Source organism: Vibrio sp. MM46 (assembly GCF_027587135.1).
Lineage (GTDB): Bacteria > Pseudomonadota > Gammaproteobacteria > Enterobacterales > Vibrionaceae > Vibrio > Vibrio harveyi.
The window spans coordinates 182,818-203,920 of record NZ_JAPPTO010000002.1 but is presented as its reverse complement, the minus strand read 5'-3'; the positions used below and the strand labels follow the sequence as shown (position 1 = coordinate 203,920).

General features: G+C 46.6%; 18 protein-coding genes. 5 read left to right on the top strand and 13 right to left on the bottom strand.

Annotated features, from left to right (window positions below; translation table 11 throughout):
- Positions 1-39: 39 nt before the first annotated feature.
- The 7 genes from OH459_RS02935 to OH459_RS02905 all read right to left on the bottom strand — a co-directional run bounded on the left by OH459_RS02935 (position 40) and on the right by OH459_RS02905 (position 9,137).
- Positions 40-1,677 (bottom strand): methyl-accepting chemotaxis protein, encoded by a 1,638-nt coding sequence (locus OH459_RS02935; protein WP_017819109.1) that lies wholly within the window; start codon positions 1,675-1,677, stop codon positions 40-42.
- A 192-nt stretch (positions 1,678-1,869) separates the two neighbouring features.
- The gene (locus OH459_RS02930) at positions 1,870-2,337 is read right to left on the bottom strand and encodes a hypothetical protein (protein ID WP_269985384.1); all 468 of its coding nucleotides are present in this window, start codon (positions 2,335-2,337) and stop codon (positions 1,870-1,872) included.
- A gap of 163 nt (positions 2,338-2,500) precedes the next feature.
- The gene (locus OH459_RS02925; RefSeq protein ID WP_422485258.1) at positions 2,501-4,264 is read right to left on the bottom strand and encodes an ABC transporter permease subunit; all 1,764 of its coding nucleotides are present in this window, start codon (positions 4,262-4,264) and stop codon (positions 2,501-2,503) included.
- 4 nt (positions 4,265-4,268) lie between these two features.
- Positions 4,269-5,783 (bottom strand): ABC transporter substrate-binding protein, encoded by a 1,515-nt coding sequence (locus OH459_RS02920; protein ID WP_269985382.1) that lies wholly within the window; start codon positions 5,781-5,783, stop codon positions 4,269-4,271.
- Positions 5,773-6,621, bottom strand: coding sequence for an ABC transporter ATP-binding protein (locus OH459_RS02915; protein ID WP_269985380.1), 849 nt, complete (start codon positions 6,619-6,621; stop codon positions 5,773-5,775). Before OH459_RS02915 ends, OH459_RS02920 begins: the two co-directional genes overlap by 11 nt.
- A gap of 20 nt (positions 6,622-6,641) precedes the next feature.
- Positions 6,642-7,403, bottom strand: coding sequence for an ATP-binding cassette domain-containing protein (locus OH459_RS02910; protein ID WP_269985378.1), 762 nt, complete (start codon positions 7,401-7,403; stop codon positions 6,642-6,644).
- A 429-nt stretch (positions 7,404-7,832) separates the two neighbouring features.
- Positions 7,833-9,137, bottom strand: a complete 1,305-nt coding sequence (locus tag OH459_RS02905; RefSeq protein WP_017819104.1) for an MATE family efflux transporter — start codon at positions 9,135-9,137, stop codon at positions 7,833-7,835.
- A 408-nt stretch (positions 9,138-9,545) separates the two neighbouring features.
- Between OH459_RS02905 and OH459_RS02900 the strand changes: the two genes are divergently transcribed.
- Positions 9,546-10,109: a DUF1007 family protein gene (locus tag OH459_RS02900; RefSeq protein ID WP_443088659.1), complete on the top strand. Its 564-nt coding sequence runs from the start codon at positions 9,546-9,548 to the stop codon at positions 10,107-10,109.
- Entirely contained in the window at positions 10,109-10,978 is an 870-nt protein-coding gene (locus tag OH459_RS02895) for a nickel/cobalt transporter (protein WP_269985373.1), read from the top strand. Before OH459_RS02900 ends, OH459_RS02895 begins: the two co-directional genes overlap by 1 nt.
- An 80-nt stretch (positions 10,979-11,058) precedes the next feature.
- On the opposite strand, the gene OH459_RS02890 is transcribed toward OH459_RS02895, so the two are convergent.
- Positions 11,059-11,382: a cupin domain-containing protein gene (locus OH459_RS02890; RefSeq protein WP_009698239.1), complete on the bottom strand. Its 324-nt coding sequence runs from the start codon at positions 11,380-11,382 to the stop codon at positions 11,059-11,061.
- A gap of 3 nt (positions 11,383-11,385) precedes the next feature.
- Complete coding sequence (locus OH459_RS02885; RefSeq protein ID WP_188015257.1) at positions 11,386-12,192, bottom strand: class I SAM-dependent methyltransferase; 807 nt, start codon at positions 12,190-12,192, stop codon at positions 11,386-11,388.
- Positions 12,193-12,404: 212 nt separating this feature from the next.
- Between OH459_RS02885 and OH459_RS02880 the strand changes: the two genes are divergently transcribed.
- The 3 genes from OH459_RS02880 (at position 12,405) to OH459_RS02870 (ending at position 16,472) form a co-directional block, all read left to right on the top strand.
- Complete coding sequence (locus tag OH459_RS02880; protein ID WP_269985368.1) at positions 12,405-13,085, top strand: Crp/Fnr family transcriptional regulator; 681 nt, start codon at positions 12,405-12,407, stop codon at positions 13,083-13,085.
- A 201-nt stretch (positions 13,086-13,286) separates the two neighbouring features.
- Positions 13,287-15,542 carry a TonB-dependent hemoglobin/transferrin/lactoferrin family receptor gene (locus OH459_RS02875; protein ID WP_269985366.1) on the top strand — a complete coding sequence of 752 codons (2,256 nt, stop codon included), beginning with the start codon at positions 13,287-13,289 and terminating at the stop codon, positions 15,540-15,542.
- Positions 15,543-15,635: 93 nt separating this feature from the next.
- On the top strand, positions 15,636-16,472 hold the full coding sequence (locus tag OH459_RS02870) for a heme/hemin ABC transporter substrate-binding protein (RefSeq protein WP_045488092.1): 837 nt from the start codon (positions 15,636-15,638) through the stop codon (positions 16,470-16,472).
- An 81-nt stretch (positions 16,473-16,553) separates the two neighbouring features.
- On the opposite strand, the gene OH459_RS02865 is transcribed toward OH459_RS02870, so the two are convergent.
- The 4 genes from OH459_RS02865 to OH459_RS02850 form a co-directional block, all read right to left on the bottom strand.
- On the bottom strand, positions 16,554-16,889 hold the full coding sequence (locus tag OH459_RS02865; protein WP_269985363.1) for a zinc ribbon domain-containing protein YjdM: 336 nt from the start codon (positions 16,887-16,889) through the stop codon (positions 16,554-16,556).
- Positions 16,890-17,042: 153 nt separating this feature from the next.
- Complete coding sequence (locus OH459_RS02860; RefSeq protein WP_269985360.1) at positions 17,043-18,497, bottom strand: sucrose-6-phosphate hydrolase; 1,455 nt, start codon at positions 18,495-18,497, stop codon at positions 17,043-17,045.
- A 31-nt stretch (positions 18,498-18,528) separates the two neighbouring features.
- Complete coding sequence (locus OH459_RS02855; RefSeq protein WP_269985358.1) at positions 18,529-19,452, bottom strand: aminoimidazole riboside kinase; 924 nt, start codon at positions 19,450-19,452, stop codon at positions 18,529-18,531.
- Between the two features lie 165 nt (positions 19,453-19,617).
- A complete protein-coding gene (locus OH459_RS02850; protein ID WP_269985356.1) occupies positions 19,618-21,057 on the bottom strand; it encodes a sucrose-specific PTS transporter subunit IIBC in 1,440 nt (479 codons plus the stop codon).
- Between the last annotated feature and the right edge of the window lie 46 nt (positions 21,058-21,103).

The window sequence follows — 21,103 nt, the reverse complement described above, 5'->3', positions numbered from 1 at the left end:
TGCCTTTTTTCTTTTAGTTAGATCAGTCTACCGCTGAGATTAAACGCGGAACTGGCTGACTTGCTTGTCTAACTGTTGCGTCTGTTCTGACAGCATAGACAGTGACTGTTGCGCTTGGCTCACTACATCCACAATCGACGTGCTGCTGTCTGCGATACCTTGAACGTTGCTGTTCACTTCATCACTCACTGAGCTTTGTTGACCTGCTGCTGTCGCAATGTGCGTGTTCATCTCGTTCATACGTGCGATCGCGTTAAGGATTTCAGCCAAAGATTCTGTCGCCAAACCTGCCGATTGAATGGTGTCTTCGCTGCTGGTTTTACTGCCCTGCATCACTTCCACCGCCTGAGCAGCGCCTGCTTGCAGCTTCTCAATCATCGATTGAATCTCGCCCGTGCTCTTTTGCGTGCGGCTGGCTAAGGAACGCACTTCATCTGCCACGACAGCAAAACCACGACCTTGCTCACCAGCACGCGCCGCTTCAATCGCCGCGTTCAATGCCAACAAGTTGGTCTGTTCTGCAATGCCACGGATAACATCCAATACTGAAGCAATGTTGCTTACGTCATTATCTAGTGTGTTGATGACTTGGCTTGCACTTTCAATCTCACCCGCAAGATCACGAATCGCTGCGACTGTTTGCTCCAAAATCACATTGGTATTCGACAACTCTTCGTTCGCTGTTTGGCTTGCCAAAGCGGCTTCTGTAGCGCTGTCGCTCACGTTGCGACTGGTCACTTGCATTTCATGAACTGCTGCGGCAACAGCTTCGCTATCACGTTGTTGGTGAACCGTTGAATCTGCAATGGTTGAGGTCAACGAATTCAGGTTGTTCATTTCCTGACGCAATGTGTTTGCGCTTTCGACGACTTGTGACACTGTCGCTTGAATTTTAGTCACGAACTGGTTGAAGCCACCGGCAAGTTGACCAATTTCATCTTGCGAGTTGATGCTAATACGTTGGCTCAAATCCCCTTCTCCAGACGCAATTTGCACCATTGCTTCTTTGATGTCGTTGATTGGCTTCACAACAGTTTTTAGCAGTAATACCACCATACCAAGCGCTGCAATAATTACGATTGCGATGCCTGCTTCAAGAATAAGTTCTGCACGGAGTGCCGCTGCTGCGATATCCGTTTTTAGCGTCTTTTGTTTTGCTTCAATCGCATCTTTCACCACATTTAGTTGTTCACGTACCGCACCAAATTGGTGTTCAAATTCCGCTTTGTTTGACTCGTAATAACTTACCCACTGCGATTGTGGTTTGCTGATCATGGTTTCATAGCTTTGCAGCCATTTCTCACCTGTTGATACTAGCTTCTGCACCTCGCTACCATGACTGCGAGGCATTACCCCCGCATCGGACAGTGACATGACTTTCTTCATACGTGGCAGAGCTTTGTATGCGTTGTCTTTGTATTCAAATAGATGGTGGTCAATTTCCGCTTGAGACTGCGCCAGAGCTAAACCTTGAATCGCTGAAGTTGCTTGATAGAGGTCGCGATACGCATCTTCAATGGTAAAAAGGCTTGGGGTAACCTGCTCGTTAAGCGTGTCGCTAAGCTCGGTTTGTTTCCACATCGTAAGAACATTCAATACTGAGCTTAAAGTCAGTAATACAATCATCAAAGATAGAGGGAGAACTATCTTTTGCTTGATAGAGAGGTTGCTGAACATGAATAGATACCTTTTGTTATATTGTTCAAATCGCGCCCAATTATAACAAAGAGACAGCACAAGTAATTTCATATACAGTGCAACGTATTATAATAATTTTTATCTTTACGACTAATATTTTAGATTCAACAAATAATTGAATTTATTGGCTTATCTATAACGGACCAAGGTCACAAAGACACATCAAGAACTTCAGTCAATACAAGTTGTTTCCCCTTGTTTTGGTTGGAAGATCTCCATCATGGGTTCAATTTGACCATTACCCCACACGACAAAGCCAAAGCACAATAAGGGGAGCAAGAGATGAATAAGGGATTTGAACGTACCGAGCTTGCCGCGTTGAATCACTGTGGGTCTGAATACCTTCACACCTTTAGGTGGAAACTGACCTTCGATCAAACCACGTACGCCAAGTGGCAACATCAATACCGCAGCAAGTAAAAACACGGACAGTGGCATCCAAAAGAACAGTATATGAACCAGAAGTTCTAAGCCCTGCATACCGAACACTTCATAGCATTCGGGCGCTTGGGCAACTGCTTGCAACAAAGGCTCCCCCTCAAGCTTAAACAGCACGCCAACTAGAACGCAAAACACGCCAGCGATAGCGACTCTGATGATCTTTTCTTGTTTGCTGTACTGCGGCGCGTATTCCTTCATGCCCTTTCCTATCAAGATAAAACCGAGAGAGTCAGCTTAAGAATGGCACGTCAGAGTGCAAATGTGCGCGTGGCTTTTGGGACGCACAATGGCGAATAATGAAACAGAAAGAAAACAGCCTCAATATCGCTATTGAGGCTGTGGGAAAGTTCATGAGTCCGGTTTAATCGTCGAACAACAAGTTGATTGCAATCGTCATCAAAACTAAGCCTGAAATTGGCAACAAGACACCCAATGGTGAGCGCTCGATGTAAGGCAGATTCTCTGCAATCAATAAGCCCCATTCAGGTTCTGGCGGCTTAACGCCAAGTCCGATAAAACTCAGAGAAGTCAGACTGAGCGTAATGTACGGCAAACGCAGAAACGCGTGACGAATCAATGGCGGCAGCACATAAGGCAACAAGTAGTAGCGGAGTACTCGCCACTGACTGGTTCCCCAAATGGGCGCAAGATGCGTGTAAGGCTGCGCTTTGGCTTCCATGAACAAACTTGCACAGTGCGCTGCTAATGGTGCCCACGACACCATAACAATCGCAATCAAGGCACTGTTTGGGTTCATCCCCGTTAGACCAGCAATCAGCAGACCCGCCACAATGTATGGCACACCTTTAGTGATCTCAATTAAGCCTTGGCTATAACGAGTCACGAAGCCGAGCAGCAAACCAATCACCAAACTTAGGAACGTCGCGATGATGCCCATTTTGATTGTCGACATCATACCGCCGCCAACGCGAGCAAGCAGATCTCGCCCGACCGCATCGGCACCAAACGGTGCTGCTAAGCTTGGCGATTCAAGGCGAGTAAATTGGATGGTGTAAGGATCGCGCATTAACGCCCATCCCGCACAACCAATCAACAAGGCAAAGATTGTCGCACTGACGATACGTTTAGTGGCGCTTTGGGTAAAACGAAAAGTACTGTGACTGCTGATCAGCTTGCCACTTGTGACACTGTACCCGAGTAACCAGCGTTGCAATAAGATGCTCGCACTGCTGATCAACATCGAGAACACCAGCAACACCAACAAGCCACCTTGCAGCATCGGCAGATCTTGTGACTTCGCAGCGCCTAAGATTAGTCGTCCGATACCCGGAATGGAAAACACTTGTTCCACAGCAACCGCGCCGCCGGTCAAACCAATCACCGTCATTGCGATTTGAGGAATCAAGTTACTAACGGCGCGCCACAAGGCAAAGCGTAAGATTTGAAACTTACTGACGTTCGCCGATAGCCAAGTGATCACCCAAGGCTCATCTAATACACGCTTGAGGCTGTCATTGAGCAAGCGCCCGAACAAGCCAGCAGCAGGTAATGCCATTGCCAAACTGGGTAGCCAGAGGTTTTGCACGCCTTGCCAACCATAAGGTGGAAACCAACCCAACCAGATGGAAAACACCATGATCAGCAACGAAGCAATCACGTATTCAGGCAGTGAGACCAACACCGAACTGAGCGTGTCATGATGCCCCAGACCTTGAGTGGCTAAACGATTCTGTTGCCAACGACGCACGGTGTAAAGCACGCTCGCCATGCACATTACAAATGCCATGCCTAACGCTGTAAGCATCAGTAGTAGCGATGTTTTTGCGGTTTGTTGAACGCTCTCCATCACGGATGCGCCGCTCACCCAAGAGACACCCAAGTCACCTTGCATGGCAAGCGTCAACCAATCCCACAGTCGCTCAGCAGCGCTGCGGTCAAGTTGAAGATCTTCTCGAATTGCTTGCAGAGCTTCTGCCGTCAGCAATTGTTGAGCACCCGCACGGGCACGGAGGATTGATTGGCTTGGGTCGATACCGGCAATATCCGGCATCAACCCCACCAACACAACCACCACTCCGAGTGACAGGAAGCGCGACAAAAAACGCGTAAACCATTCAGGCATACAAGCGCTCCAACGAGAGCGCATGTTGGCAACAGACGACATCGAGTTAGTTCACCTCAGTAAACTGGTCGATCAGGCGACGCTCACGTGGGTCACGTTGTGCGTTCTTCACGCGGTCACTCTCACCTTGGATTACACGCTCGTGAAGCAGTGGAATCACAGCGTATTGCTCAAGGATTTTGCTTTCTGCTTCGATGATCGCTTGTTGGCGTTTCTCACCCAATGGCTGACGATCAGCGTGTTTCAATGCAGCATCCACTTCTTCAGAGCAGAACTGACCTAGGTTGTAAGAACCTTTACAGCTAAAGTCACTTTGCATGTACGCCACTGGGTCACCAGAATCCAGCACTGTTGCACGTGACAACAAGAACGCATCGAACTTACCTGCTAGTGCATCGTTTTCGATTTGTGCGTATTCACGAACGTCTAGTTCAACCACAAAGCCAGCCGCTTCAAGTTGTTGCTTTAGCAGCACCGCTACTTCTGGCAACTCAGCACGGTCGGTAAATGTACCGATGGTGATCTTCTCACCGTTCGCGTGGCGCATTTCCATGGTTTCCATACGAGGGTTCGCATCACGAATTGGTTGAGCCCATGCCAATGCTGGACCTAACAGACCTTTTGCTGAATCGGCGTGGTTCTCGTAAACCGTTTTGATGATTTGCTCACGGTTAACCGCTTGAGCCGCTGCTTTACGCAAACCGAACTGGCTAAACACATCTGATTTGTTGTTTAGGTAAAGCGTGTTGGTACGTGGCATTGCGACTTCGTGCAGCTGTGAAGATTCCATCATCGCGATTTGCGATACAGGAACCGCTTCAACGACATCCGCCTCACCGGTACGCAGCGCTGCAGCACGAGCAAAACCGTTTGGTACGTATTCAGCAAAAATGCTGTCTACTTTCGCTTTTTCGCCCCAGTATCCATCAAAACGCTTCAGTTTCGCGCTGGTTGTACCGTTGATTTCTGTCAGAACGAATGGACCGGTACCCGCATTGATTGGCACAACACGACCGTTTTCTTGGTATGCAGCACCAGAAAGGATCGCTAACTGTGGGCTAGATAGACGGCTTGGCAACAATGGATCGTTAAAGGTCGTTTTGATTTCAACAGTGAAGTCGTCCAGTGCGCGAACTTGCCATTCGATACCATCCAAAATACGTGGTTTTGGTGCGGCATCTAATGCTTTTTGTAGAGAGTTCACAACCGCATTGGCATCAAGGTCAGAACCATCGTGGAATTTCACGCCCTTACGTACCGTAAATTGCCACGTCATCGGATCAACTTGTTCCCACTCTGTTGCCAGCATTGGCTCTGCTACCGACTGATCGTTGAGGTTCACTAGCGTTTCTGCTGTGCTCCAACGTGACAGTTTGAACGCGTCATCTGAAAGTGGTGACAAACCTGTGCGTGGTGGTTGCATCATGGCAACGCGAATTTCCGTTGCTTGCGGTGCAGCTGCTTTTTCCGCTTCTGGCTTGCTTTCGCCAGAGTCAAAACAACCCGTCAACAGTGCGCTTAAAGCCAGCGACAAAGCTAACTTGGGAGTACTAAAGTGCATAAGAAACCTCTCCAATGGTTTTTGTGAATTCATTACTTTTGTGTTGAGCGCTCATCAAGGCTCTCGTGATCAAGTGTGATGGGTTATTTGTCACGTTTTGTGCCGTGCCGTGCTCGACAACACGTCCTTTGTCTAACACTAGGATTTCATCGCATAGGGTTTGTGCCGCATCGAGGTCATGTGTCACCAAAATCAGGCGCATCTGACGACTCTTTTGAATGGCCGCCAACAGGTCAAGAATCTGTTTACGACTGACGGGGTCTAGGCTGCTGGTTGGCTCATCGGCAACCAGCACACAAGGCTCGACAATCAAAGCTCTGGCGATAGCCACACGTTGCGCTTGCCCAACTGATAATTGCTGCGGGTTACGATCCAACAATGTGAGATCCAAACCGACATCCGCCAAGACCTTTTCCACCTTCTCGTTAAGCTCTTGCGTTAAACCAATATTGTTTAGCGGCTCCAGTAAGATCTGGCGAACGGTGTAGTACGGATTCAAGCTAGACTGCGGCTCTTGCGGGATCAGCTGAATGTGCTGACATAACTCTTGTCGCTGCTTAGCCGAGCTACGCGATAACGGATAACCACACACATACACTTCACCAGATGTCGGTTTACGAAGACCAAACAGAAGTTCAATCAAGGTCGATTTACCCGCACCAGAAGGACCAACAATCGCAATGTTCTTTGTGTCGATAGAAAGATCCAATTGTTCAAGCGCTTTAAACGGTTTACCCCCTAACCAACTTGGTTTGGAGTAATAGTGAACACTGGCTTGCTCAAAGCGAACTTCCGCCGATTTAGGCTGCGTGTGCCCGCTCAAGTTGTGCTTAGTCAAAATAGGCTCCAGAGATGAGGTTAAGGCAGCAGTTGCGCAAGTTGTTGGCAGAAAGGATGCGAACTTTGCTGAATGACTTGCCATGGTGCGCCATAAGCCACCATGGTGTTGTCCGCAATTACCAAGACTTTGTCACACGCCAAAGTCGCAGAGAGATCGTGCGTGATCAACAAACCACTGATGTTGCGTTGCTGAACACTGCTGCGGAACAACTCAAGGATCTCCGATTCGGTGATTGGATCGAGCGCACTGGTGGGCTCATCCGCGATGATCAAGTTGGCACTACCAAGCAACGCAATCGCAATACAAATACGCTGGCGCTGACCACCAGATAGCTGGCTTGGATGCTGCGCCAATGCTGCTTTTGGATCTGCAAATCCGAGTTGAGACAACAAGGTCGTCACCGTTTCTCGGTTTGCTGAAGACAAGCGTGTTTTGTTGCCCGTCAATGCCAAACACAGTTGTTGTTCGACAGACGCCAATGGATTCAGCGCTTTAAGTGCATCTTGGAAAATGACCGCGGGACGCTGCGATTGACTCCGTTGCAGCATGGCAGTTTGTGCGACTTCACTGCTGTTAAGCTGGATACTTCCGTCTACCCAAATATCAGACGGCAAAAAACCTGCGACGGCTTTCGACAACATGGATTTACCAATGCCGGAAGGTCCCATAATGGCAAGAACTTCACCTTGAAACAGCTCAAAAGAAATGTCTTTGAAGAGTGTGCGTTCTGAGTCTGTAAGGCTGAGATTATTAACGGAGAGTATTGGTTGAGAAATCACGACATCAAACTAAATGTAACAATATAACATAACGATAGTATCACGCAGGTCTGAGCAAGAAAACAACTCAGAGGGGTTATTTCATCACCTTTTTCACGCTTTTATCAGCAAGGGCAGATGGCTCCGCCCTTGTGATAAAAAATCGAAATAATCTATACCCAAGTGACCTCAAGATGCTGGATTCAGAGTGAGTCACTGATTCAAATCCAAGGAAAACGACGCAGCGGAATAGCGAGCTCTTTCCAAGTTGTTTGACGCAGAAGTTGCTTCAGTGACTCACTCCCAAAGGGCGAATTGCCTTGACCCGCATACTTTGTTGACGATTATTGATTTAGAGCCACTAGATCTTCAAATCGTCGCCGCGTCTGCAAGCCAAGGCATTTTCGCTGAACTAAGCATCTCGAGGTTACTTGGGTATAACAGCTTGAATTACTGACACTTTTGTTTGACTTGATCGAGGTATGGGAACAAGAAGACAAAGCGCCCAACGTAGAACAAAGTGAATGCCAGCCACAAACCGTGATTGCCCCAGTATTGCACCGCAATAAATTGAGTCACTAAGAACAACACCATGGTTAGGAAGGTAGAGTTACGAACTGGTCGCGTCGTCCCTGTGCCAGTAAAGATGCCGTAAAACGTAAGACCAAAACCAGCAACCAACGGGAATGCCAATAACCAAGGGCTCATGTCTAGGTACAGCGCAACAAGGTTTGGCAAAGTGGTAAATAACGTCACCACTTGGTGTTTGAACAGCACCAACAACAAGGTCAATACAACAACAAACGCCGCGGTCCATTGCGTGTTTAGCTTAATCACGTTATCAAGCAATGTCGGATTCTTCTGCCCTACGGCTTTACCTGCAAAGACGCTCGACGCATTCGCCACACCATCGAACATGTAGCTGACGATGAAGGTCACTTGCATCAAGATTGCGTTCGCCGCAAGCACATCAGAACCAAGCTGAGAGCCTACACGCGCCATCATGTTGAAGAACACCAATAGACACACAGTACGAAGCAGCAGATCCATATTGGAAGACGCGATAACTTTGAGATCTTTACGCGTCATTTTTGCGGTCTGAATGTAATCAAACAGCGGGAAGCGACAGGTTTTCAACACCAGCACCGCACCAATAACAAACGTCGAGATTTGCGCGATAAGTGTCGCTACCGCAACGCCAGCAATCCCCATATCGAAGTACAACACAAATACGATATCCAGCACGATGTTCAGCACGTTACCAAACACTTGCGTGAACAAGGTTTCTTTGGCTTTCGCCTGCCCCATCAACCAACCAATCACGGTGTAGTTCAGCAATACAAACGGTGCACCAAAGATCATGATATCGAAGTAAATCTTCGCGTTTTCTGCCACGACTGCATCAGGGGAGATAATCAGCTCTGCCCCCATCCAAATCACGGACTGCAACGCAATGAAAATCAAGCCAAGGCAGAGCGAAAGCACGAAAGGACGGAATAAGCTGCTCGCTTGATCTTCTGGGCTATTTTTACCTAATGCGATTGCACTTTGCCCGGTAGTACTGACGCGGAAAAATCCAAACAGCCAATATAAGGTATTCATGATGACGGTGCCGATCGCCACACCACCAATCATCTCAGCCACACCGAGTTTACCGATCACCGCGGTGTCCACCGCCCCCAATAATGGCTGGGTAACAGTAGAAACGATGAAAGGAAATGCGATTTTAAAATAGTCTTTATGAGTCAGATTCATGATTTGAAAAAGTTGGTTAGAAAAGTGCAGAACGCGTGAAGAGTCGGTTTAAGTCATCTTGCCACCGAACTGCATTCTATTTGTTTAATGGGCTCAAGTTAACCACAAAATGGGAAAAAGAATGAGAACGAAAATCAATAAAATAGCTAACTCATCGGCTCTATTGCCACCCTATGCATCTCAACAGGTAAACGGATAAATCGTCGATAAATAACCACACTTACAGTAATGAACAATGTTCAAATGCCATTAATGTTATGTTATAACAATCGAAAATTTCGCATCATTTTAATCATAGGTAATCGGATGTCCATCTTTGGATCGTTTTCTCTTTCTAGATTACGCCTTACTCTTACTGCTTTCTCACTGCTGTTTTCTTGTTTTGTCCACGCCCACCCTCATTCTTGGGTGACGATGGAAACCAAAATCAATATCAAAGAAGATAAGATTCAATCGCTCTCAATGAACTGGGAGTTTGACGCCATGACCACGGCTTACATGCTCGCGGGAGAGAAACTCACCGACGAAAATCGAGATGAAGTGCTTTCGACCCTCTCTAGTCAGGTGATTTACAACCTGTTATCAAGCCATTACTTCACCTACTTTTATGCTGACGATGAACCGATTCGCTACAAGATGGTGGAAGAAGGGTCTATCGAGATGAATGGCGCAAAAGCAACATTGAAGTTCAATCTTGAACTCGCTAAACCCACCAGTATCTACACGCCTGATCTGCGTCTGCTTATCTTTGATCCGAGCTACTTCGTAGATATGAGTTGGGAACACAAGCATGCCATCACCATCAATGAGCCTTACGCTGATCGTTGTCATATCGACGTGGTTGAACCAAACCCAACACCAGAGCAAGTGACTTACGCGATGTCACTATCAGTTGATGCTGACCCAGATAACGAACTCGGTCAGCTATTTACCCAAAAAGCCCTCTTCACCTGTGATCCGGAGGAGAAGTAATGGGAAGCTCGTTAGTCTTCAAACGTGCTCTATTCGCTGTGTTTAGCGTTGGGGTATTAGCCATTTCTCTGCATATTTGGAATCACTTCCCTGCTTACTGGATGCAGTTGATTCGGCTTCAACGTGACACGGTAAACTCGCTCAGTGAATACCTGATGCTCATCAGCCAAGGGCAACTGTTGTATGGTTGGTACTTGTTGGGGTTTAGTTTTCTGTATGGTTTGCTGCATTCGGTTGCTCCTGGACATGGTAAAACGGCAGTAACGTCAATGAGCCTGATTCATGGCTACCGTCGTCGACAAGCGCTTGTATTGGTCGCGATTATTGCCGCCCTACAAGCCGCGAGCGCGTGCATTCTTTTCGTGATTACCGCCAAAATTGCAGAGCAGTTTGCTTTCAGCCTTTCCGATAATGTTCGTCTACTGACTCAAGGTTGTGCGGTGTTTATTATCTTATTAGCCTTGAAAGAGTTTGCGTCTGTGGTTAAACGCCGCATCAAGCAAACACCCTCTCAAGAAGATGATGATTCCGAAAACTCTAACGGCAATATTTCATGGAAAGCACTGCTGCTTATTGGCTTTCGCCCTTGTACTGGCGCGGTGCTGGTTCTGTTTCTCTCTAACATGTTAGGCAGCTTAATGTGGGGCATGATCGCGACATTCGTGATGGCTTTAGGGACAGCAATGACCAACTCGATATTGGTGTTCAACGCTTTAACGATTCAACGCCAAATGAAAAACCACAGCGCCAAACCTAATGCCAACTTGAGCGATACGCTGAACCTCGTTTTGGCAGTCACCATGGTGGCATCGGGCTTTATTCTCTATAACTTTGCCAGCGTGGCAGGATTACAGAATTTCGTCAGATAAGTACCGGCAGCAATAAACGCAAAAGCCCCAATACTTGATTGGGGCTAAATTTACATTGGTTTGTATTTCAATACTGCGTGTTACTTAGGCTCGCGCAACAGGTACAGCATCAGCTTCAATGGCGTTTTTGCGATAATGCTGTGAGGCAAATGTGCGTCCATTAGCAACCAAGCGCCAGCTTTTAGTTCCTTCGCCTCTTCTTCTAATGTGAACGTACATTCTCCTTCGAGTATTTGTGCAATCGCTGGTACTGCTGCGGTATGTTCGCTCATTTCTTCACCTTCGGCGAAACCAAAGATAACACCTCGCAAACGCTCACTTTTATACACAGGGCAACTCGTGATACCTGCTTTGGGGATATCCACTTCGCTGGCGAGATCTTCATATAAGGTGTATTCAAACATGATTTAGCTTTCCTTCTTTCTTGCGACAAGCGTTATTGCAGATAGGTTCTTTTCGTGTTTGCGGAAAATCTTACGCATGCCTAACACACGCTGTCTCGCTTGCGGTTTAGTCAGTACGTTTTTCACGATTTTTAAGAACCCACTCAAGCCTTCATCGGCGATAACGCGTTTTGGTTCGAGTAAATGCATTGGAGCAACGGCTTCAAATTCAACGACAAAACCATTCTCTTCCATCAGAGCTTTCCACTCTGCGGGTGTGATGGGTTTGGCGGGGTGTTGAATGGTCTCGGAAACTTCTCTTTGAATCGCGCGCTTTTTATCTTCATCGATAGTATCTGGCGTAATGCACAATTCATGGATACCGTAACGACCATGAGTCGCGAGGATTCGAGCAGCCTCAGCAATAATTTCGTTTTTACGCGCATCGGATTGCATCGTCAGCATAGCTTCGCCATAAACCACAGAAGCACATTCTGGCTCTAACCCTGTCTCTTGTGCATTCCCGACATGACAACGTTGGTTTGCCCCCTGTAAGTAAGAGCGAACAATATCGGCTGCCTGCTCATTTTGTTCGATAGCGGTGTAGCTTGCAGGGGATTTTTCCAAGCACAAACGTGCCGTGTAACCCATACCGGGCGCAAATTCGACAACGCGGTCATCACGGGTAATTGCCAACCCTTGCAGCATTTTTTGTGTTAGCTCTTTGCCACCAGGGCGCAGTACTTTCTTACCCAATTGAGCGAGTACCCAGTGCCCCGGTGTTTTTGTCACTTCTCGCCCTTCATTGGGCATCGCTAATCGTTTAGACATAATGACTCCTAAGCAAAGATGGCGACGGGAACAAAAAGAACGACCAGACCGCACAAGGCAACCCATCGAAATACGTGGCTAATACCGTCCATAACTGTTCTCCTTTCTCAGGTTGGATAAGTTGGCATATCAATCAATAATGATTATTATTTGTATCTTATTCCCAAAGTCCGAATTTGCTGCTTGATAATTATCAAGCTAAGGAAAACAGCGTGCCCGGCTCTATTGTTTCGCTCCTGAACGAAGAAGAAAAAACGCAACTCTTCTCAAAACGCTCGCCTTTGCATTGCAATGCAGGGCATCAACTGTTTGGACGTGGGGAGCCTGCGGAAAATATGTATTTGGTAGAGAGAGGAAAAGTCTCGCTGTTTCGTTTGATGCCAAACGGCGACGAAAAGCTGTTTAGAGTGTTTATGGCGGGAGAAATGATTGCGGAAATGGCGATGTTTATGTCCCCAAGAACCTATCCGATGAGTGCCCGTGTCGATCAGGACACGGAGTTATCAGTGTTCTACTACCAAGATGTGTTAACGGTGTTTACTCAGTCTCCGCAGACTTCATTAAAAGTCATGAACTACATGACCAATCGTATCCACCAGCTGATGGATACCGTGAACATTTTGACGCAAGTAAACGCGAACCAAAGACTGGTGATGAAGCTGGCTGACTTCTATTGTGCTCAATCGAGAAGCGAAGGGAAAATCACATTACCCGTGACAAAAAAGCTGCTCGCAACACAGCTAGGGATGACGCCAGAAACGCTTTCTAGGACGTTCAAAAAACTGAAAAACGAGGGTTTTATTACTGAGTGCGAAAGCCATATCACGTTGCTAGATATTCCTGCCATGTGCGAAGCGGTGGAGTTAGCACCAGAAATATTCCAACGAGATTGAGAGGCAGCCATCAGCGGTGTTTGCCGACTTGAACATTCCACCACCACCCAAAAGATGTAAATGAGATGCATTATTAGTTGATAAAGATCAAATCTAAGTGAACAAATCTTGTTCATCATACTGCGATAATAATGATAACCATTCCCACTTGAAGTGCTAAGAGCTTTTATTTTTAGTGCGATTTTTCTAAGGAAATGCAGTATGTCTCTTTTAAAGCCAAGGGTGGCACCTTTTACATTATTGCTGCCAACGCTTATTGCCCCTCTCACCTATGCATCTAGTGATGCCGAACAACAAAAGCCCTCGGCAAACACACAAAAAATGGAAACCGTTGTCGTCGTTGCGTCTCGTATGGAACAGTCTATTTCTGACGTTGCAGGTAGTGTGGCGGTTGTCAGCTCAGAAGATATTGAAAAGCAGATGGCAAACAATATCGAAGAAAGCCTACGTTACATACCGGGCGTCAGCATGAATGGCAACTCACGTTTTGGGGCGTCAGATTTCAATGTCCGAGGAATGGACGGAAGCCGGGTTAAAGTTCTAGTCGATGGCGTAGAACAACCCGTCGCTTACGGTTCAGGAGTCAGCGGAACTGTGATGAATGTTCTTGGCAAAGGTCAAGGGCAAGTCGAAGTTGATACGCTCACCGCCATTGAAGTTAACAAAGGTTCGTCTTCAAGTTTGTACGGCAGTGGTGCACTCGGCGGCAGCGTTTTGATGAGAACAAAATCCGCTGATGATCTCCTCCAAGGCGAAGAAGGTCATGCGAGTGTCGACGCAGGGTATCAATCTCGCGACGGCAGTTACAAAGCAACCGTAAACGCGGCTCGCCAGTTTAATGAAGACCTTAAAGGGATGATTATCTTTACTCACCGCGATGGTGACGAACTGGAAACGCATGGCGATGGGGCTGATATCACTGGCGAAGGTCGCGGTAAAGCCGATCCGATGAACTACACATCAAACAACATTTTGTCTAAGTTAGAGCTTCAAGCCAGTGAAGATCATCATTTCGTGTTTACTGGGCAGTACTTCGAACAAGACTCGGATGGAGAAAGTCTTTCTCTAGAAGGCAGCTCTAGTGGCTTCAATAAATATTCTAACTATCATTTCGAGGACACTCAGCGCAGAGGTCGCGTTGGCATTGAGCACACTTGGAATGCTCAATACTCCGCTTTTGATCGCCTAACTTGGCAAGCAAACTGGCAGATTTCGGAAGCGAAAAACACCACAAAAGACACACTGACAAGCGCTTTCCCACCTTTTACCAGCACCGATCGAATCAGACAACGTAACGCGAAGGATACATCGCTCCAGCTGGATGTACAGCTCGATAAATCGTTCGTGCTAGGAAACACAAATCACGACTTTATTTACGGAGCAACCTTAATCGACAGCGAGTTCAAGCTCGAAACTCGTGACACGGATAATAAAGGGAAAGACACCAGTGGCGTTGTTGAAATGCCACCAAAAACTGACGTACGCAAAGCTGGGCTTTTCGCGCAAGATCAGATGTATCTTATGAATGACCGCTTGATTGTAACCACTGGTCTTCGCTACGACACCTTCCAATACCGACCAACTAAAGATCATCGTAATATCGACGGCAACCTAGGTGAATACAAAGATCTCGATACAGATGCAATCACAGGACAATTAGGGGGCGTGTTCCACTTTACCGATACCACCAGCGCCTTCGCTAAATACGCGCGTGGTTTTAAAGCACCAACACCAGAAGAGCTTTACTACAGCTTTGAGCGTAATCCCGTCCCTGGAATGCATGTTGTAGTGCTTGCAAACCCTGATTTGAAGCCCGAATCCAGTGATTCTATTGAACTGGGTGTTCGCCAGAACTACCAAGCGTTGAACTGGGAATTAGCAGCGTACTACAACGATTACAGTGACTTCATTAACTCGACATCTTGGACTGAAGTGCACCAAGGTACTCGATACATGTACAGCAAAAACGAGAACATCGACAACGCGAAAATCTACGGTGTGGAATTCTCAAGTGCCCTGCAGCTCGGAGCATTAATGCCTGTACCAAATGGCACTTACTTACGTGTCAGTGGTGCATGCTCTGAAGGTGAGGATAAAGACTCAGGAAAAGCCATAGACAGTGTCGCACCACTGACCGGGGTATTGGGTCTTGGCTTCGACCAAGCCAATGCACTGTACGGCTGGGAAACCACCTTAACGGCTGTTGCTAGCAAAGATGGCAGCGATTGGAGCAATAAAGATAACTTGTCAGCACCAGGCTACGGCATCGTTGATGTTACCGCCTATGCGCAACCAATCAAGAACCTAACCATTCGAGGTGGTGTATTTAACGTATTTGATAAGAAATACTGGAACTACAGCCGTGTGAAAGGGTTAACACCAACGTCCGTTGCAAATTCAGACTCGTTAACTTCACCAGGTATCAACTTCGGCGTGAACGCGAAATACGTTTTCTAAAGCACATTTATACTATTTAGCCCCTTCTTCTACGGAGGGGCTTTGATTTATCAAACATACCCGTATTTGTTCATGGTATGTAAGGTGAAATACATGAAAAAACTCTTATGTTTGGCACTCGCTTCTTTGGTCACGATGCCCTTGCATGCTGAAGATCGCATGATCAGCGCAGGCTTTGGGGTAACAGAAATCATTTATGCATTAGGCGCGCAAGACAAGCTAGTCGGTGCAGATTTTACCAGTAGACATTTGATTGAAGGCGATGAAGACATCGCGCAGCTAGGCTTACATGTTCGTCTCTCTGCTGAGGGAGTAATGGCAATGCACCCTACCCACTTGATCGGCACTGATGAAATGGGACCACAAACTGCCATCAAACAAATTGCCAAAAGTGGTGTCGAAGTGGTGACAATCCCTTCAGGGCAACACGTTCCTCAACTGCTGTCTCGGATAGACACACTGGCAGCAGTCATGGGGCATCCTACTGAAGCCAAGCAGCTAAAACAAAGCGTGACATCAGAAATTGAGAAACTAGAACACAAACAATGCCAAACCAAGCCAAAAGCTATTTTCTTTATGCTTGACCGCTCTGGTGCAACACGCGTCGGTGGCGCTGATACGGCAATCGACACCATCATTACTCTCGCAGGGGCGATTAATCCTGCACAAGCACACTTTAAAGGCTATCGCTCAACCAGTATGGAAGCGATGTTAGAGATGCAACCCGACTACATTTTAGTGAGTCAAAGAGCGTGGGATATGTATCAGAGTGCGGATAAGATTCTGGACAAGTTGCCGGTTCTAAAATCAACGCCAGCCGGCATCAACAAAAATATCCTTGTCGTACCAAGTGGCGCCTTATTGGGTGGATTTGGGCTAGCAAGTATCGAGGTAGCAAAAGAGCTCAATCAAACGTTTTGCCCTCAATAATCAAGCGTTGCTTAAAAACAAAAAAACAGCTCCTAATGAGCTGTTTTTATTGCTTCTGAAAGCGATATCTAAGTACAGGTATTACGCCTTCTTCACAAACTGCGCCGTCACCATCATCTCGCCAGCACCATCGACTTTACAATCTAGTTGATGATCTTTGCCGTCTTTAATACGACGAATCACAGCTTTGGTGCCGATCTTCAGCACCAATGAGCTGCCTTTTACTTTTAGATCTTTGACTAACGTGACCTTATCACCTTCCTGCAGCAAAGTGCCGTTGGCATCTTTCACGTTTACGGCGTCTTCTTCTGCTGCCTGAGTCGGGTTCCACTCGTGTGCGCATTCAGGGCAAACTAAGTGGTCTTGATCTGGATAAACGTATTCTGAGTTACAATTTGGGCAAGGAGGTAAAGACATAAATAATCACGAGCTAATGAATTTGCCAATATGGTAATGGTAATTGCTCACCTTATCGAGCCTATTTGCAAACTATCGTATATATCGAAAAACAAAGCTGATTGAAAACGGCGTCATCTCTTACCCTAGGACAACGCCGTTTGATGCGCCGAACTACATAGACGATTCAAACAAGCCTGTAATACCTTTCAAAGGGAAAAGCCTTGCTTGATCCAACCCTCTCAACGTTACCGTATTGAGGTCGTCAATAAAGAAACGACTGGTCATCGTGTGTTTGCCACCATTAATGAAAATCTCGATGACAGAATTGTCGATATACATCTCAATCGTCTGCTTAGCGTCCAATCTTGGTGCTTTTCGAATGCCACCAAATTCCTCTGCGTACAAGTGCGACATGTGACGACGGTCCAGCATAAACTCATGCTCTGTCGCACTAAAGACGATGTTATCACCTTTGAGGTTACTCAGCTCAAGTTCAAAGCCATCGCCCACAAGGTCTAATTGGATCAAACAACTGGTGCTTTCCAGTGTATGGGATTGTGCAAAGACCACCTCTTCTTTTCTTAAACTTTTCAGCTCAGGGAGCGGAGTTTGAACAAGAAAACCATCTTTCAACGTTAGTTCTCTAGGAAGAGACAGCATTCCTGCCCACTGGTGTGTGACCGATGGCGTGTCGATTTCTGGCAACCCTATCCATGCAATAAGAATGCGACGCCCATTCTCATCTAAATAGGTTTGTGGGGCGTAGAAATCAAACCCATAATCTGGCTGCAAAATATCTTGGTGGTTTTCTAAAGTCATCGACTCTAGGTTCAACTGATCACCCACGATATACGCGACAGAATAGATGTTTTTAAAATCATAAGGATTACTACTGCTCACGCCCTGTGGAGAAAACAGCATCACCGATTGACCATTAATCTCAAAGAAATCAGGACACTCCCACATGTACCCAAGGTCAGAAAACTTGGTCTTGATAGAACCTTTATGCTGCCACGTTTTCAAATCTTTGCTTTGATAGAGCGCCATTGAACCATGTTCAGTTTTGGTTTGAGCACCCACCACCATCAAATAGTCGTCGCCTTTCTTCCAAACTTTTGGATCACGAAAGTGCTCCGTGTAATGTTCGTTCTCAATGACCACACCGTGCTTTTCAATGTTGCCGTCTGAATCCATGGTGGCAAAACATTGTGTTGGGATTCGATTCCAGTTTTGGTCACGCTTGTTGCCAGTAAAAAACAGCAAAGCCTTGTTGTTTTCCACCAAAGCGCCGCCCGAATAGACACCATGTGAATCATAGTCTTGGTCAGGATGAAGACCAACACCATGATCAGTAAAATGGATGAAGTCTTTAGTAGAAAGGTGATACCAATACTTCATTCCATGGACTGGTCCCACTGGCGTCCACTGGTAAAAGATGTGGTGCTCACCATTGAAATAGCACAACCCATTTGGGTCATTTAACAGCCCAAATCTAGGGGCGATATGAAAACTAGGAAAGCCTTTATCTTGCTGACGTAAAAGTGTCATTTCTTCGATATCACACTGAGGGATTTGCTCAAGTCGGCGATATCTTTGCTCTACAGTCCAACGGTTGTTTAAGCTCATAATTTTTCTCAACTGAAATTGGATCTGAAGATCATTGCCCAATAAACTGCAGCAATTCTGTCTGGGTTGGAAGCGCGGTCATTGCGCCTTTTTGCGTCGTCGCTAATGCACCACAGCCATTTGCCCATTGAATCGCAGAGCTAACAACAGGATGATTTTTCCAATCGTCATGCTGAGACAGACATGCCAGTAACCCTCCGACAAAAGCATCACCCGCACCTGTGGTATCAATCGGACTAACGACTTGACCGGTGATCAGCTCACTCTGACTTTCAAAGACGCACCAAACTCCTTTCGCACCTTGTGTCACCAAGACCAAAGCAATATTCAAAGCGGCTATTTGTTGTAAACCTTGTGCCATCGATGTTGAGTCAGTTAAGAACAAAAGCTCCTCTTCAGAGAACTTAACCACATCAGCCATCGCTACAGCCTTCATTACGACAGCTTGGATTTCTGATTGATCTTGCCACACTTCATCACGCAAGTTAGGGTCAAAGCTAATGAAACCACCAGCGGCTTTTGCTCTTTTAATCGCCTCAAATGTGCTGCTTCGACTTGGCTCATTTGCCAGTGAAATCGAGCAAACATGTAACCAGTCACCTTGCTTAAAGTTTGGGATGTCTTCAACAGACATAAACTGATCAGCGCTCGGTTTTACCATAAACGTAAAGCTGCGCTCACCTTGATCGTCTAAATCCACCACCACTGTTGATGTTCTTTGCTCAGGATCTTTAACGAGAAACTCCGTGCACACGCCCTCTTGATCCAGCGTTGATTGCATGAAGCGACCAAATGGGTCATCACCCACACGTCCAAAAAACGCACTCTTACCAGATAGACGAGCAATTGCTACGGCGACATTCGCTGGTGCACCACCGGGACATTTGAGTAAAGAAGTCTCAGATTCCGGTATTAGATCGACAACAGCATCACCAGTTACCCACACTTGATTCATCTTGCTTACCTTAAAATTAAAGCCCTGATAGTCCAACGTATTGAACACCTTCACTACCAAGTAAAAATTGAAAAAGGCTAGCCAAGCCATTAGTGCTTGGCTAGCACCCCAAACATTTAGGAAAAGAAGTGGATTTTGGGGGACTCCACCCTTAAGGAGTTCAGATTAAGCCGTTGCTTTTTTACCGACTTTAGCGCGGTCACGCATACCAAGAACGATGGTGAGAACAAATGCGGTCAAGAACGCGATCACCATACCCGCGATGTAGTAACCAATCTTATCTGGCGTGATGGAAATGATGCCTGGAAGACCAGCTGCACCCAATGCCTGAGCTTTCACATTAAACATTGTGATGAACGCACTTGATAACGCTGCAGCGCAAACTGCCGCAATAAATGGGTAACGTAGTTTTAAGTTAACACCAAACATGGCTGGTTCTGTAATACCCAGCAAACCCGTGACACCCGATGGAATCGCAATACCTTTCATCTTCTTATCTTTACTCATCACGCCCACCGCCAACGCTGCAGCACCTTGAGAAACGTTAGACATCGCCGCAATAGGAAAGATAAAGGTGCCGCCTGTCGTCGCAATATCGGCAAGAAGTTGCGTTTCAATCGCAATGAAGCTGTGATGCATACCGGTAATAACAAACGGAGCATAGATAAGACCAAATACCGCACCACCAACAAAGCCAGCTGTGTTGTATAGCCAGTTCAGACCATCACCCAATAGGAAACCGATATCTCGCGTGAATGGACCGACGACAGTAAACGTCAATAAACCCGTGATGAAAATCGCAAGTAGCGGCGTTAAAAGGTTATCTAAAACAGAAGGAATAACCTTGCGCAGACCCAACTCAACCTTCGCAAGAATGAATGCCGATACCAAAACCGGTAACACCGAACCTTGGTAGCCCACTTTTTGAATTTCAAAGCCAAGAATATTCCAAACCGGAATGTTGCCAGATACCGCAGCCCCCCCGAAGCCCCACCCGTTAAGTAATTCTGGGTGAACCATCAACATACCTAGCGCCGCCCCTAAATATGGGTTACCGCCAAACTTCTTACTGGCTGAAAATGCCAGCAGAATAGGCAGGTAAACAAACGGAGCATTCGCAAACGTGTTGATCATGTTCGCCAAGTCTGTCAGTCCTGGGTTGGCATCAATCAAAGATTTGCCATCAATAAACAAGCCTTGGGCAGTCAATAGGTTATAGATACCCATCAACAAACCGCCAGCGACGATTGCGGGAATGATTGGAACGAAAATATCAGACAGCCCTTTCACCGCGCGCTGAACGATGTTTTGTTTCTCTGCGCCAGCAGACGCAACGTCGTTGGTGGACATTTCACTCATTCCCGTCAACTTCGCCATTTCTGCATAAACTTGGTTTACGATGCCTGATCCAAAAATGATTTGGTACTGACCCGCAACTTTGAACTGCCCTTTTACCCCTTCAAGGCTATCAATCGCTTGTTCATTTATTTTTTGCTCATCTGCAACGGCAAGGCGTAAGCGTGTCGCACAATGCGCAAGTGCGGTGATGTTGCTTTTACCACCTAATAGAGTTAACAACTCTTTTGCTACTGCCGGATAATTCATTTCATACCCCATTGGATTATTATCTGAGCTTGCGATATTTTCGGGA

Coding starts and splice junctions, on each gene's coding strand:
- OH459_RS02905 (WP_017819104.1), bottom strand. CDS start 9,137: ATGAATCTGACTCATAAAGACTATTTTAAAATCGCATTTCCTTTCATC.
- OH459_RS02860 (WP_269985360.1), bottom strand. CDS start 18,497: ATGAGCTTAAACAACCGTTGGACTGTAGAGCAAAGATATCGCCGACTT.
- OH459_RS02895 (WP_269985373.1), top strand. CDS start 10,109: ATGGGAAGCTCGTTAGTCTTCAAACGTGCTCTATTCGCTGTGTTTAGC.
- OH459_RS02855 (WP_269985358.1), bottom strand. CDS start 19,452: ATGAATCAAGTGTGGGTAACTGGTGATGCTGTTGTCGATCTAATACCG.
- OH459_RS02870 (WP_045488092.1), top strand. CDS start 15,636: ATGAAAAAACTCTTATGTTTGGCACTCGCTTCTTTGGTCACGATGCCC.
- OH459_RS02850 (WP_269985356.1), bottom strand. CDS start 21,057: ATGAATTATCCGGCAGTAGCAAAAGAGTTGTTAACTCTATTAGGTGGT.
- OH459_RS02865 (WP_269985363.1), bottom strand. CDS start 16,889: ATGTCTTTACCTCCTTGCCCAAATTGTAACTCAGAATACGTTTATCCA.
- OH459_RS02925 (WP_422485258.1), bottom strand. CDS start 4,264: ATGTCGTCTGTTGCCAACATGCGCTCTCGTTGGAGCGCTTGTATGCCT.
- OH459_RS02875 (WP_269985366.1), top strand. CDS start 13,287: ATGTCTCTTTTAAAGCCAAGGGTGGCACCTTTTACATTATTGCTGCCA.
- OH459_RS02885 (WP_188015257.1), bottom strand. CDS start 12,192: ATGTCTAAACGATTAGCGATGCCCAATGAAGGGCGAGAAGTGACAAAA.
- OH459_RS02920 (WP_269985382.1), bottom strand. CDS start 5,783: ATGCACTTTAGTACTCCCAAGTTAGCTTTGTCGCTGGCTTTAAGCGCA.
- OH459_RS02890 (WP_009698239.1), bottom strand. CDS start 11,382: ATGTTTGAATACACCTTATATGAAGATCTCGCCAGCGAAGTGGATATC.
- OH459_RS02930 (WP_269985384.1), bottom strand. CDS start 2,337: ATGAAGGAATACGCGCCGCAGTACAGCAAACAAGAAAAGATCATCAGA.
- OH459_RS02935 (WP_017819109.1), bottom strand. CDS start 1,677: ATGTTCAGCAACCTCTCTATCAAGCAAAAGATAGTTCTCCCTCTATCT.